Genomic DNA, 13,406 nt, shown 5'->3' with positions numbered 1-13,406 from the left:
GAACTGCCATCCTTTGCGGCGCATTTCCGCGTAGCCGTTGACGGTCCGCCGCGTTGGACCCGGTGGACGCGCACAGTGACCGCTGAGGGAGGCCGGGAGTGGGGACCAGTCGAAGGGACGATCCTCTCGTGTCGTCGGGGACGGCATGCGATCTCGTGACGGTGCCGACCCGGCAGGGGCTGGAGGCGGCCGACATCCTGCGCCGGGGAGCCTGCGACGCGATGGGGCCGGTGCTCCACTACGACGGACACGGCACCCTCGCCTTCCTGGTGCCGCCGGGCACCGCCGCCGCCTGGGACGTCCCGGGCAGCACCTGTACGGAGACCGACGGACGGGGACTCGCCCTCGAGCCCCCCGTCGAGGGCTCGGACTGGCTGCTCCCGCCCGGCGAGGCCGACCTCGCGACCGACCCGGCCGTGCTCCAGAGGGCGTTGGGGGAAGCGGCGCGGCTCATCGAGGCGGCGGACAGCTGCCGGTAGCCGGTCCGGCTCCCCGGGGCGGACGCCGGCGAGCGGCGCGTCCCGCCCGGCGGTGGACGACCGGGGGAGCACGGCACGCCCGGCCCCTGCGAAAATGCCCGCATGGCAAGGTCCAGGAACTCCCGGCGCGAACGCGGCAGCGACGCGACCGTCAGCGAGACCGTCGACGGCGGGCTCGCCCAGCTCCGCCCGGACCGCGACCGGGCGCGGGCCTGGACGCTGCTCATCGACGGGGCGCCCCAGTCGCACGTGGACCTCGACGACCCCGGGTACCTCTCCTTCGAGTACCAGCGGCGGCTCGGCCACGTCATCGACCTCGCCGCCCCGCCCGGCAGACCGCTGCACGTCCTCCACCTCGGCGGCGGTGCCTTCACCCTCGCCCGGTACGTCGCCGCCACCCGGCCCCGCTCCACCCAGCAGGTCGTCGAACGGGACGCGGCCCTCGTCCGACTGGTCCGCCGGGAGCTGCCCCTGGACCCCGGCGCCCGGATCCGGGTGCGGTCCGCCGACGCGCGTGACGGGCTCGGCAAGGTGCCGGACGGATGGGCCGACCTCGTCATCGCCGATGTGTTCAGCGGCGCCCGCACCCCCGCGCACCTGACCTCGACCGAGTTCCTCGACGAGGTCCGCAGGGCCCTGAAGCCCGGTGGTCTCTACGCCGCCAACCTGGCCGACGGTCCGCCGCTCGCGCACCTGCGCGCCCAGATCGCCACCGCCGCCGCCCGCTTCCCGGAACTCGCCCTGGTCGCCGACCCCACCGTGCTGCGCGGCAAGCGGTTCGGCAACGCCGTCCTCGTCGCGTCCGACCTGCCGCTGCCGACCGCCGAACTGACCCGCAGGGCCGCCTCCGACCCGCACCCCGGCCGCGTCGAGCACGGCAGGGACCTCACCGACTTCACCGGCGGGGCCGTACCGGTCGTCGACGCCTCGGCGGTGGCGTCACCGGCCCCGCCGCCGTCCGTCTTCCGCTGAACCCCTCGCCCGCTCAGTAGGTGCCGATCTCCACGCGCGGCGGTCCGTCGTGCCAGGTGCAGAAGACCGACACGCGGTCCGCGCCCGAGGCGAACTCCACCCGGATCCAGGACTCCGTCTTCCACACCTGCATCGACCAGCCCGCGCCCGGCGTGGCCGAGACGAGCGAGGCCGAGGTCCTCCCCAGGTCGAAGACGACCAGCCCGCCGTCGGTGTCGTAGCTCTTGACCTGGCCGGACGGGCTGGGCGAGGCCGCCGGCCGGGAGCGGGACGGGGCCGCCGGACTCCCGGGGGTCCGAGACGGGGGCGGCGTGGCGGTCGGCTCCGTGGACGCAGGGGACGGCGTCGGCGCGGGGCGGTCGGTGGCCGAGGCCGTCGGCGGCTTCGGAGCCCCGGTGGGCACGTCGCCGGCTGTCAGCGGCAGGGCGCGCGGCGGGTCGTACGCCGTGCCCGCCAGGACCGTGTGGACACCCCACCACGACAGCGTGACCGCCGCGCCCGTGGCGAGCGTCCAGGCCAGTACGTGTACGAGTCCTCTGCGCATCGCGGGCCATCCTGCCTCACCCGCCGCAGCCGTGTCGCACGGACGCCCCCCCGCACGCCCCCCGGCAGGTCCCGCGTCCCCACCGGTTGTCCACAGGCGCGGAGTTGTGCACAGGCCCGAAGGGACCCCGGCCGCATGGCGTAGGTTGCGGCGCATGGCAAGTGTGCTCGTGGTCGAGGACGACCAGTTCGTCCGCTCGGCGCTCATCCGGCACCTCACCGACGCCGCACACACCGTGCGCAGTGTCGGCACGGCGCTGGAGGCGCTGCGCGAGGTCGCCCATTTCCGCTTCGACGTGGTCGTGCTGGACCTCGGACTGCCGGACCTGGACGGCTCCGAGGCCCTGAAGATGCTGCGCGGCATCACGGACGTACCCGTCATCATCGCCACCGCCCGCGACGACGAGACGGAGATCGTCCGGCTGCTCAACGCGGGCGCGGACGACTACCTGACGAAGCCGTTCTCGGTGGAGCACCTCTCCGCGCGCATGGCGGCCGTCCTGCGCCGCTCCCGCTCCGGCGCGGGTGAGGCACCGCCGTCCAGCGTGCTGCGCGTCGGCGGACTGACCGTCGACCCGCTGCGCCGCCAGGCCGAACTGGACGGCGTCCGACTCGACCTGACCCGCCGCGAGTTCGACCTGCTCGCCTTCCTCGCCGGCCGCCCCGGCGTCGTCGTCCCGCGCCGCGAACTGCTCGCCGAGGTCTGGCAGCAGTCCTACGGCGACGACCAGACCATCGACGTCCATCTGTCCTGGCTGCGCCGCAAGCTGGGCGAGACGGCGGCCCGCCCGCGCTATCTGCACACCCTGCGGGGCGTCGGCGTGAAGCTGGAGCCGCCCGCCGTGCCGACCGCCGGGGAGTCGCGGTGAGGTGGGCCCTCGTCAAGGTCTGCCTGGCGGTCACCACGATGGTCGTGGTCGCCTTCGCCGTGCCGCTCGGTCTGGTCGTCAAGGAGATGGCCCGCGACCGCGCCTTCTCCAACGCCGAGCGGGAGGCCGCCGTCGTGGTCCCCGCGCTGTCCATCACCACCGACCGCGACCAGTTGGAGCGGGTCGTCGCCGCCGCGGGCTCCGACGACGGCATGGCCGTGCACATCCCCGCCGGTGACGGCCGGCAGGCCCTCGACCTCGGCCGGCGGCGCGCCACCGCCGCCGACATCGCGGCCGTCCGCGAGCTGGGCCGCACCTCCACCGCCGAGGTGCCCGGTGGCTCCGCGCTCCTCCAGCCCGTCGCGCTGAGCTTCGGCACGGTCGTCGTCGAGGTCTACGTCCCCGAGTCCGAGGTCAGCAACGGGGTCGCCACCGCCTGGGCGGTGCTGGCCGCGGTCGGCGCCGCACTGGTCGTCGGCTCGGTGGCCGTCGCCGACCGGCTGGGCGTGCGCATGGTGCGGCCCGCCCGGCGGCTGGTCGAGGGCGCGCACGAACTGGGGGAGGGCAGACTGGGCGCACGCGTGCCGGAGGAGGGGCCGAACGAACTGCGGCTCGCTGCGGTCGCGTTCAACTCCATGGCCGACCAGGTCGTCCAACTCCTGGCCAACGAGCGGGAGCTGGCCGCCGACCTCTCCCACCGGTTGCGCACCCCGCTGACCGTGCTGCGGCTCAACGCGGCCTCCCTCGGCGACTCCCCGGCCGCCGAGCAGACCCGCGCCGCGGTCGCCCAGCTGGAGCGGGAGGTCGACACCATCATCCGTACCGCCCGCGAGGCCAAGCCGCAGACCGCGGCCGCCGGACCGGGCGCAGGATGCGACGCCGCCGAGGTCGTCCGGGAGCGGATGGCGTTCTGGTCGGCGCTCGCGGAGGACGAGGGCCGCAAGGTGCGGGTGGCCGGCGCCGACCGGCCGGTGCGCGCACCGGTGGCCCGTGCCGACCTCGTCGCCGCCCTCGACGCCCTGCTCGGCAACGTCTTCCGGCACACCCCCGAGGGCACGGCCTTCGCGGTCGACCTGCACAACGGCGAGGACGCGGTGATCGTCCTCGTCTCGGACGCGGGCCCCGGCATACCCGATCCCGAGGCGGCGATGGCCCGCGGCCGGGGTTCCGGCAACGCCGGGTCGACCGGGCTCGGGCTGGACATCGTGCGCCGGCTCGCGGAGTCGACCGGCGGGGACGTGCGCATCGGCTCGTCCGTGCTGGGCGGCACCGAGGTGCGGATCTGGATCCAGCTCGACGGGCGGGAGCCGGAGCGCAGGGGGCACCGGGGCACGGTGCGACGGCGCCGGCAGGGCGGACGGGCCGTCACCTTTAACCGCTCCCGATCCCTTCCTTAAGCGCGCCCTAAGATCCCCGGACCCTGCCCCGATCAGGCTTTTTGCCCGATTCGGGGCCGCTAGCGTGCTGCCGCACCCCACCCCCGTGAGCAGTGAAGGCAGGCACGCGATGAGCACGCACCGGCGCACCGTCAGAACCAGGAACAAGCTGATCGGGGGCGTGGTCGCCGCGGCCGCCGTGGGCGGTGGCGCCGTGTTCCTCACCGGCACCGCCCAGGCGGCCGGGATCGGAGCCGCGTACACGAGGACCAGCGACTGGTCGACGGGGTACACCGGGCAGTACGTCGTCACCAACAACAGCGGCGGCGCGAAGACCGACTGGACGCTGGAGTTCGACCTGCCGGCCGGGTCGCGGATCGGCTCGCTGTGGAACGCCGAGTCGAGCGTGACCGGACGGCACGTCACGGTGAAGCCGGCCGCGTGGGACAAGGACGGCCTGGCCGCCGGCGAGTCCGTCACCGTCGGCTTCGTCGTCAACGGCACCGCCGACCCCGCCGGTTGTCTCATCGACGGGGCCACCTGCTCGGCGGACGGCGGCGCGACCCCCGAGCCGAGCGGCCGCCCGACCGGGACCCCGACGGCCTCCCCGACCCCCACCGCCTCCCCGACCGTGACGGCCACCGCCTCCCCCTCCCCGTCCGGGACCTCCGGCTCCGGGACCGCCGGCTCCGCCGCCTTCGCCCCCTACGTCGACACCTCCCTCTACCCCGCCTTCGATCTCCTCGCCGCCGCCGAGGCCACCGGCGTCAAGGACTACAACCTCGCCTTCGTCACCGACGGCGGCGGCTGCACGCCCAAGTGGGGCGGCGTCACCGACCTGGCGAGCGACGGCGTGGCCTCCCGGATCGGCGCCCTGCGCGCCGGGGGCGGCGACGTCCGGGTCTCCTTCGGCGGCGCGTCCGGCACCGAACTCGGCACCACCTGCGCCTCGGCGGACGCGCTGGCCGCCGCCTACGGCAAGGTCGTGGACGCCTACCGGCTCACCAAGGTCGACTTCGACGTCGAGGGCGGCGCGCTGCCGAACACGGCCGCCAACACCCGCCGCGCCCGGGCCGTCGCCACGCTCCAGCGGCAGCACCCCGGCCTGGACGTCTCCTTCACCCTCCCCGTCATGCCCGAGGGCCTCACCCAGGACGGCGTGAACCTGCTGGCCGACGCCAAGGCCAACGGCGTGGAGATCACCACCGTCAACATCATGGCGATGGACTACGGACCCGCGTACAGCGGCGACATGGGCACCTACGCCGAGCAGGCGGCCACCGCCACCCAGGCCCAGGTCAAGAGCGTGCTGGGCCTGACCGACACCGCTGCCTGGAAGACGGTCGCCGTCACCCCGATGATCGGCGTGAACGACGTCGCCTCCGAGGTCTTCACCGTCGAGGACGCCACCCGGCTCGCCGCCTTCGCCAAGACCAGGGGCCTGGGCTGGCTCTCCATGTGGTCCGCGACCCGCGACCGGCAGTGCCCGTCCCCGAAGAACACCGCGGACGCGACGTGCAGCTCGATCACCCAGACCCCGAACGCCTTCACGAAGGCGTTCGCCGCCGGCCGCTGAGCAGGAATCGGGCGCTTCCCCGCCAGGGTGGACATACTGAGCGAAGGCTTGGATGTCCAGGAGGTCGTCCATGCCCAAGACGCTGATCGACGTCGACGAGGACCTGCTGGCCGCGGCAGCCATGGCGTTCGGCACGAGGACCAAGAAGGACACGGTCGACGCCGCACTCGGGGAAGGGGCCGAACGCAAGAAGCGTGCGCTCGCCCTGGCCCGGCTCGCGGCGCGGGCGGACGCGGGTGACTTCGACATGCTGTCGGACAAGGAGAACTACCGTCGATGAGCGCGGCCGCCTACCTCATCGACACCAGCGCGCTGGTCCGCGTCCTGAAGCAGCCTGCTCGCGCCCTCTGGGAGAAGCCTCCGAACGATTTCGAGACGATCGCCTCGGTCACGGGCCGGTCGACCCAGTGGCTCGCGGCACCCGGCAGCCTCTGACCGGGGCCACCGCCGGTCACCCCGCCCGGAAGGGCAGCGGGGCGCGGCACGCCCCCACGGCGTGCCGCGCCCCTTCCCCTGTTTCCCCGTTCCCCCGTTCCCCCGTTCTCCCGGGATCCCCACCCCGGGGGTCTTCGGTCAGGCCGTCTCGAGCGCCGGCAGGGTTCCCGTGCGGGCCGCCTGGCCGTACCAGAGGGCGCTCGACTTCGGGGTCCGGGCGAGGGTCGCGTAGTCCACGTACACCGCGCCGAACCGCTTCTCGTAGCCGTACGCCCACTCGAAGTTGTCCATCAGCGACCACAGGTAGTAGCCGCGCACGTCTGCGCCCTCGGCGATGGCGCGGCGCACGGCCCGCAGGTGGCCGTGCAGGTAGGCGATCCGCTCCGGGTCGTGGACGCGGCCGTCGGAGTCGGGCTTGTCGTCGTAGGCCGCGCCGTTCTCCGTGATGTACAGCGGCAGGCCCGGGGCCTCCTTCGTGTACCGCATGATCAGGTCGTGCAGACCCGTCGGGTCGATCGTCCAGCCCATCTCGGTGCGCTCGCCCGGCGTCTGGTGGAAGGCGACGTCGTCCGCGGCCGGCCAGGGGGAGTGCTCGCCGGCGCCGTGGCCGTCCGCCCGCGGTGCCTTCGGGTCGGCGTCCGCCGCGGAGACCAGGGTGGGCGTGTAGTAGTTCAGGCCCAGCGCGTCCAGCGGCTGGTTGATGGTGCGCAGATCGCCGTCGAGGACGTACGACCAGTCGGTGAGCGACGAGGTCGCGGCCAGGAGCGTCTCGGGGTACGCGCCGCGCAGGATCGGGCCGTGGAAGACGCCGTTGGCCAGGTCGTCGATCCGGCGGACCGCGGCCAGGTCGTCGGGGGTCTGCGAGAGCGGCCTGACGACCGAGGAGTTGAGGCTGATCGCCACCGAGTTGCGGGTCGGCATCACCGACCGCAGGGCCTTGGTGCCCAGGCCGTGCGCCAGGTTGAGGTGGTGCGCGGCCTTCAGCGAGGCCGCCGGGTCGGTGCGGCCGGGGGCGTGCACTCCGGCGGCGTACCCGAGGAAGGCGCTGCACCACGGCTCGTTGAGCGTGATCCACTGCTCCACCCGGTCACCGAGCGCCTCCCCGACGATCTGGGCGTACTCGGCGAACCGGTACGCGGTGTCCCGCTCCGGCCAGCCGCCCGCGTCCTCCAGCTCCTGCGGGAGGTCCCAGTGGTAGAGCGTGACGGCCGGCTTGATGCCCTTCGCCAGCAGCTCGTCCACCAGCCGGCGGTAGAAGTCCAGGCCCACCTGGACCGCCGGGCCGCGGCCGGTCGGCTGGACCCGCGACCACGAGATGGAGAAGCGGTACGAGGTCAGGCCCAGCTCGGCCATCAGCGCGACGTCGTCGCGGTAGCGGTGGTAGTGGTCGACAGCGATGTCACCGGTGTCGCCGCCGGCGGTCTTGCCGGGCGTATGGCTGAAGGTGTCCCAGATGGAGGGCGTGCGGCCGTCCTCCCGCACCGCCCCCTCGATCTGGTAGGCGGACGTCGCGGCGCCCCAGAGGAAGGCCGGAGGAAAGGTCACCGGGTTGGCCGACTGTGCGGACTCAGGCATGGAAGCGCTCCCATGAGTGGTCGTCGAGGTCGTCGAGACCGACGAAGGATGGGGGGAAGAGGTGCGGAGGGCCGGGGCGGCGGTGACCCGGCTCCGTCGGACGCGGCACCGGCGGGGCCGTCGGCCCCGCACGGACGTCGGACCGGCTGGGTGTCGGCCCGCACGGTCGTCGCCCTGCGGGATGTCGGCCCTGCGCGGACGCCTGCCGACGGGGTGCCGGCCCTGCACGGATGCCGGGTCGGCGGGGTGTCCGTCCCGCGCCGGCACCGGACCGCGGGGGGTACCGGTCCTGCGCGAGCGCCGGACCGGCGGTGTCGGTCCCGTGCGGATTCCGGAACCGCGAGGGTGCCGGCGCCGTGCGGACGCGGGACCGCGGCAGGTCCCGGCCCTTGCGGACGTCGTGATCGCCAGGGTGTCAGGCCCGTGCGGACGCCGGACCGGCGGGGTGCCGGTGCCGTGCGGACGCCGCTCCGGCACGATGCCGGGCCGGCGCGGGCGTCCGGCCGGCGAGGGCGGTGGTCCCGCGGCGGTGCCGGACCCGCGCGCGAGCCGGATCCGCGGCGGTCCCGGCCCCGCGTGGACGCCGGGCCGGCACGGTGGTCAGCCCTGCGCGGTCGCGGCGACCGACGGCGCTGTCGGTCCCGCGCGGCTGCCGGACCGGTAAGGTTCCCGGCCGCGCCGCGGAGCGCCCCCGCATCAGCCCTTCACCGCGCCCTGCATGATGCCGCCCACGATCTGCTTGCCGAAGATCGCGAAGACCAGCAGCAGCGGCAGCGTGCCCAGCAGCGCGCCCGCCATGATCAGGGACTGGTCGGGCGTGTAACCGCGGCCGAGGCCCGCGACCGCGACCTGCACGGTCGGGTTGCCGGTCTGGCTCAGCACCAGGAACGGCCACAGGAAGTCGTTCCAGGTCTGGACGAACATCAGCATGCCGAGCACCGCCATCGCGGGGCGCGCCGCGGGGAACACCACGTGCCACACCACGCGCCAGCTGCTCGCGCCGTCCACCCGGGCCGCCTCGATGATCTCGTCGGGCAGCGCCTGGAGCAGGTACTGCCGCATGAAGAACACACCGAACGCGCTGACCAGCGACGGCAGGATCACCGCCTGGAGCTGGTCGGTCCACTCCAGCTTGGCGACCATCATGTACAGCGGGATCACGCTGAGCTGCGGCGGCACCATCATCGTGCCGACCACGATCAGCATCATCGCGCCGCGGCCCTTGAACTTCAGCTTGGCGAAGGCGAACCCGGCGATCGTGGACAGGAACACGATCGTCACGGCCGAGGTCCCCGCCACGATCGTCGTGTTGACGAACGCCTTGCCGAGGTTGGCGTCGTTCCAGGCGATGTCCAGGTTGTCGAAGAGGTTCGACCCGAACCAGAACGGCGGCGGCGTCTGCGCCAGCCGGTTGTTGTCGCGGGAGGCGGCGATCGCCGTCCACACCAGCGGGAACAGTGAGCCGACGGTGAACAGGGCCAGGATCACGTACGCGATCGGCCCCGCGTGCATCTGCCCGCCGGCCCGCGCCGACTTGGGCCGCCGCACGAGGCCGGGCTTCTTCACGGCCGTGTCCGGCGGAGAGGGGGGCGGTGTCGTGGAAGTCGTCGTCACGGCCGTACTCCTAACTACTGGCGCGCAGCCGGCGCGAGATGACGTAGTTGACGATGCCGACCACGATCAGGATCAGGAACATGGTCCAGGCGATCGCGGAGGCACGGCCCAGGTGCTGGTTGACCCAGCCCTGCTCGTACAGGTACAGGCCCAGGGTCTGGAACTGGTGCTCGGAACCGCCCGACGCCCCCTTGTTGGCGTCGAACAGCAGCGGCTCGCCGAACACCTGGGTGGCGCCGATCGTCGAGACGACGACCGTGAACAGGATCGTCGGACGCAGCGACGGCAGGGTCACGTGGATGAACTGCTTCCAGCGGCTCGCGCCGTCCAGCGCCGCCGACTCGTACAGGTCCTGCGGGATCGCCTGCATCGCCGCCAGGTAGATCAGCGCGTTGTAGCCGGTCCAGCGCCAGATGACGATCGTGGACACCGCGAACTGCGAGGGCCACTTGTCGCTCTGCCAGTCGATCGGGCCGACCCCGACCATGTCCAGCACCCAGTTGATCATGCCGTAGTCGCGCCCGAACAGCAGGACGAAGACCAGCGAGGCGGCCGCGATGGACGTCGCGTACGGGGCGAGCATCGTGACCCGGAAGAACGTCGAGCCGCGCAGCTTGTAGTTGAGGATGTGGGCGAGCCCCATCGCCATCAGCAGCTGCGGCACCGTCGAGATGACGCCGATGGTGAGCGTGTTCTTCGCCGCGTTCCAGAAGAAGTCGTCGTCGAAGATGCGCGTGTAGTTGCGCAGTCCCACCCATTCCATGTCGGTGGGTGCCGTCATCTCCACCTGGTGCAGCGAGGCCCAGCCGGTGTAGACCAGCGGGAACAGGCCGAACGCCAGGAACAGCAGGAAGAACGGCGAGACGAAGGCGTACGGGCTCCAGCGCATGTCCCGCTGCCAGCGGCGGGAGAGCCGGGCCCGGTGCCGCTGCTCCGCGCCGGTGGGGCCGGCGGGCGGTCGGCCCGGGGCCGCGCCCCCCTCCTTGGCGGGGGGCGCGGCGGTGTCGTGGGTGGCCATACGGGTCACTTGTCCAGGTTGTTGTCGATGGTCTTCGTCGCCGTCTCCCAGGCCTCCTCCGGCGACTTGCCCTTCGTCACGAGGATGACGCCGTTGTCGGTCAGACCCTGCTGGATGATCTGGTCCTTCGGGCCGATCACCTGGACCGGGGCGGCCTTCGCGGCCTCGGCGAAGATGGTGCCGATGTTGAGGTCACCGGTCATCTCGTTCTTGGCGCCGGTCACTTCGGGCATGGTGTACGCGCTCGGCGTGCTGGGGAAGGAGCCCTGCACCTTGAACAGCTTCGCCTGCTGCTCGGGCGCGGTCAGCCAGGCGACCAGCTTCTCGGCCTCCTTCACGTTCTTGCCGTTGGAGGGCACGGAGAGGAAGGAGCCGCCCCAGTTGCCGGACTTCGGAGCGACCGCGACGGCCCACTTGCCGAGGGACTCCGGCTTCGACTTGCCCTTGAGGGTGCCGAGCATCCACGGCGGGCAGGCGATCGTCGCGAACTTGCTGTTCGAGATCGTGGTGTCCCAGGCGGGCTGGAACTGCGTCTGCGCCTGCACCAGGCCCTGCTCGGCGGCCTTCGCGGTCAGGTTGAAGGCAGCCTTGACGGCCGGGTTCGACTTGTAGATGACCTCGCCGGAGGAGTCGTAGAACTTCTCCTTCTCGCTGCTGAGGACGGCGTTGAGCAGGCCGCCGGGGGAGTCCATGAAGAAGGTGCCCGCGGGTGCCTTCTTCTTGTACTGCTCGCCGACGGAGACGAACTTGTTCCAGTCGCCCGCCCACAGCTTGCCGACCTCCGCCGGGTCGGTCGGCAGACCGGCCTGCTTGAAGAGGTCCGTGCGGTAGCACAGGGCCATCGGGCCGACGTCCGTGCCGAGACCGACGGTCTTGCCGTCCTTGGTGGTGGCCTGCGACCACTTCCAGTCCAGCCACTTGCTCTTGTCCACGCCCGAAACCTTGGACAGGTCCTGGAGCTTCGCGCTCTGGGTGCCGACGACCTCGGCGATGTTGGCGACCTCGACCGCCTGGACGTCCTGGAGACCGCTGTTGGTGGTGAGGTGGTTGACGAGCGCGGGGTAGTAGTTCTCGTTGCGCTCGATCACGTTCTCGGCGATCTTGATGTTCGGGTTGAGCTTCTCGTACTCGGCGTAGAGACCGGCTTCCTTGAAGCCCATCGTGCCGAAGAGTCCCAGGGTGATCGTGGTCTTGCCCTTGCCACCGCCCGACGACGAGTCGTCGGAGGCCTTGTCGCCGCCGTCGTCGGCACAGCCGGCCAGCAGCCCGGCGCCCATGGTGGCGACGGTCGCCAGGACTACCACCCGACGGGAGCTTCGGGTACGTGCTCGCATTACGTCCTCCTGTTGCCCTGACGTGCCGACCCCCCGGCCAACTGCATTGTTGGGCCCGTTAGTTTCTCGCTGCGGCTCGGGCGGGGAACGTGCGGGTTGTGTATGTGTCAGGTACCGTGGGAGCGCTCCCACAGGTGATGTGTTGAAGAGTCGTCGGTCCGGGCGAGGGTGTCAAGGGCGGGGACGTGGAGAGACGTGTTCAGTTATCCGGCTGTTAGCTAACTCGCCGGGGCGATGCTTTTCGGCCGGGAGTCGCTGCCCCCGGGGGGCGGTGGGGCGGACGGCCGGGACTGTTAGATTCCAGGCCGGTGGGATGATGACAGCGGGAAGGCGGAGCCCATGGCAAGCCACGGTACGCGGGGACGGAGCGGTGGCCGGCCGACCCTCGAAGAGGTGGCGGCGCGCGCCGGTGTGGGCCGCGGCACGGTCTCCCGCGTGATCAACGGCTCGCCCCGGGTCAGCGACGCCACCCGTGCCGCCGTCGAGGCCGCGGTCGCCGAGCTGGGCTATGTCCCCAACACCGCGGCCCGCGCCCTCGCCGCCAACCGCACGAACGCGATCGCCCTCGTGGTGCCCGAGCCGGAGACCCGGTTCTTCGCCGAACCGTACTTCTCCGACATCCTGCGCGGAGTGGGCGCGGAACTCGCCGACACGGAGATGCAGCTGCTGCTGATCTTCGCGGGCAGCGACCGGGAACGGCAGCGCCTGGCCCAGTACCTGGCCGCCCACCGCGTGGACGGCGTCCTCCTCGTCTCCGTGCACGCCGACGACCCGCTGCCCGACCTCATCTCCCAGCTGGAGATCCCGGCCGTGATCAGCGGCCCCCGCTCCGCCGCCGAGACGCTGCCGTCCGTGGACTCCGACAACTACGGCGGCGCCCGTTCGGCCGTCGAGCACCTGCTGGCCCGCGGCTGCCGGCGCATCGGCCACATCACCGGCCGCCTCGACGTGTACGGCGCCCAGCGGCGCGTCGACGGCTACCGCGACGCCCTGCTCGACGCGGGGCACGAGGTGGACGAGCTCCTCGTCGTGCAGGGCGACTTCACCGAGGAGGGCGGCCAGCGGGCGATGCGTGAGCTGCTGGCCCGCGACCCCGCCCTCGACGCGGTGTTCGCCGGCTCCGACGTGATGGCGGCCGGCGCCCGCCAGGCCCTGCGCGAGGCGGGCCGCCGCATCCCGGACGACGTGGCCCTGGTCGGCTATGACGACTCGGCGATCGCCCGCCACATGGACCCGCCGCTGACCAGCGTGCGCCAGCCCATCGAGGAGATGGGGCGCCGCATGCTCGACCTGCTGCTCACGGAGATCGCGGACGACCGCCCGGCGGTGTCGCGGGGCCTGGAGCGGCGCCAGGTGGTCCTGGCCGCGGAACTGATGGTGCGCGCGTCGGCGTAAGGGTCACCGTCGCCGCCACCGCGCCCGGCCGGCCCGTACCCGCCCTTCCCGTCCCCCCGCCGTCCCCGTCCCCGGGCGGTCTCCGCGACGAGCCGCTCGTGACGGGCGCGGGGGAGGGGGTGCGGGAGAGAGGGAGGGGGCGTGGTCCCGTCCGTCCCCGAAGGGTCCGGACATGACGAAGGGCTGACCTGTTTTACCAGGTCAGCCCTTGATCATTCAG

At 72.6% G+C, this 13,406-nt stretch carries 13 protein-coding genes; 8 read left to right on the top strand and 5 right to left on the bottom strand.

Annotation, left to right across the window (positions count from 1 at the left end):
• Window positions 1-128 precede the first annotated feature (128 nt).
• Window positions 129-479: a hypothetical protein gene (locus tag AB0N31_RS18040; RefSeq protein WP_366059351.1), complete on the top strand. Its 351-nt coding sequence runs from the start codon at window positions 129-131 to the stop codon at window positions 477-479.
• 102 nt (window positions 480-581) lie between these two features.
• Window positions 582-1,451 carry a fused MFS/spermidine synthase gene (locus tag AB0N31_RS18035; protein WP_366059350.1) on the top strand — a complete coding sequence of 290 codons (870 nt, stop codon included), beginning with the start codon at window positions 582-584 and terminating at the stop codon, window positions 1,449-1,451.
• A 13-nt stretch (window positions 1,452-1,464) separates the two neighbouring features.
• Here the strand turns inward: AB0N31_RS18035 and AB0N31_RS18030 are convergent, their stop codons facing one another.
• Window positions 1,465-1,995, bottom strand: coding sequence for a hypothetical protein (locus AB0N31_RS18030; protein WP_366059349.1), 531 nt, complete (start codon window positions 1,993-1,995; stop codon window positions 1,465-1,467).
• 154 nt (window positions 1,996-2,149) lie between these two features.
• Between AB0N31_RS18030 and AB0N31_RS18025 the strand changes: the two genes are divergently transcribed.
• The 5 genes from AB0N31_RS18025 to AB0N31_RS18005 all read left to right on the top strand — a co-directional run bounded on the left by AB0N31_RS18025 (window position 2,150) and on the right by AB0N31_RS18005 (window position 6,250).
• Complete coding sequence (locus AB0N31_RS18025) at window positions 2,150-2,863, top strand: response regulator transcription factor (RefSeq protein ID WP_366059348.1); 714 nt, start codon at window positions 2,150-2,152, stop codon at window positions 2,861-2,863.
• A complete protein-coding gene (locus AB0N31_RS18020; RefSeq protein WP_366059347.1) occupies window positions 2,860-4,260 on the top strand; it encodes a HAMP domain-containing sensor histidine kinase in 1,401 nt (466 codons plus the stop codon). Before AB0N31_RS18025 ends, AB0N31_RS18020 begins: the two co-directional genes overlap by 4 nt.
• A gap of 109 nt (window positions 4,261-4,369) precedes the next feature.
• Window positions 4,370-5,815, top strand: a complete 1,446-nt coding sequence (locus AB0N31_RS18015) for a cellulose binding domain-containing protein (RefSeq protein ID WP_366059346.1) — start codon at window positions 4,370-4,372, stop codon at window positions 5,813-5,815.
• A gap of 70 nt (window positions 5,816-5,885) precedes the next feature.
• Complete coding sequence (locus tag AB0N31_RS18010) at window positions 5,886-6,095, top strand: type II toxin-antitoxin system VapB family antitoxin (RefSeq protein WP_366059345.1); 210 nt, start codon at window positions 5,886-5,888, stop codon at window positions 6,093-6,095.
• Entirely contained in the window at window positions 6,092-6,250 is a 159-nt protein-coding gene (locus AB0N31_RS18005) for a hypothetical protein (protein ID WP_366059344.1), read from the top strand. Before AB0N31_RS18010 ends, AB0N31_RS18005 begins: the two co-directional genes overlap by 4 nt.
• A 138-nt stretch (window positions 6,251-6,388) precedes the next feature.
• Here AB0N31_RS18005 and AB0N31_RS18000 read toward each other — a convergent pair whose 3' ends face one another.
• From AB0N31_RS18000 to AB0N31_RS17985, 4 genes are all read right to left on the bottom strand, one after another.
• Window positions 6,389-7,825, bottom strand: a complete 1,437-nt coding sequence (locus tag AB0N31_RS18000) for a GH1 family beta-glucosidase (protein WP_366059343.1) — start codon at window positions 7,823-7,825, stop codon at window positions 6,389-6,391.
• 696 nt (window positions 7,826-8,521) lie between these two features.
• Complete coding sequence (locus AB0N31_RS17995; RefSeq protein ID WP_366059368.1) at window positions 8,522-9,391, bottom strand: carbohydrate ABC transporter permease; 870 nt, start codon at window positions 9,389-9,391, stop codon at window positions 8,522-8,524.
• Between the two features lie 58 nt (window positions 9,392-9,449).
• Entirely contained in the window at window positions 9,450-10,457 is a 1,008-nt protein-coding gene (locus tag AB0N31_RS17990) for a sugar ABC transporter permease (protein WP_366059367.1), read from the bottom strand.
• Window positions 10,458-10,462: 5 nt separating this feature from the next.
• Window positions 10,463-11,791 (bottom strand): extracellular solute-binding protein, encoded by a 1,329-nt coding sequence (locus tag AB0N31_RS17985; RefSeq protein ID WP_366059342.1) that lies wholly within the window; start codon window positions 11,789-11,791, stop codon window positions 10,463-10,465.
• 339 nt (window positions 11,792-12,130) lie between these two features.
• Between AB0N31_RS17985 and AB0N31_RS17980 the strand changes: the two genes are divergently transcribed.
• Entirely contained in the window at window positions 12,131-13,186 is a 1,056-nt protein-coding gene (locus tag AB0N31_RS17980; RefSeq protein ID WP_366059341.1) for a LacI family DNA-binding transcriptional regulator, read from the top strand.
• Window positions 13,187-13,406 lie beyond the last annotated feature (220 nt).

Source organism: Streptomyces sp. NPDC051051 (genome assembly GCF_040682975.1).
Lineage (GTDB): Bacteria > Actinomycetota > Actinomycetes > Streptomycetales > Streptomycetaceae > Streptomyces.
Note: the sequence above shows the minus strand (reverse complement) of the source record. Positions and strands in the feature narration are given on the sequence as shown.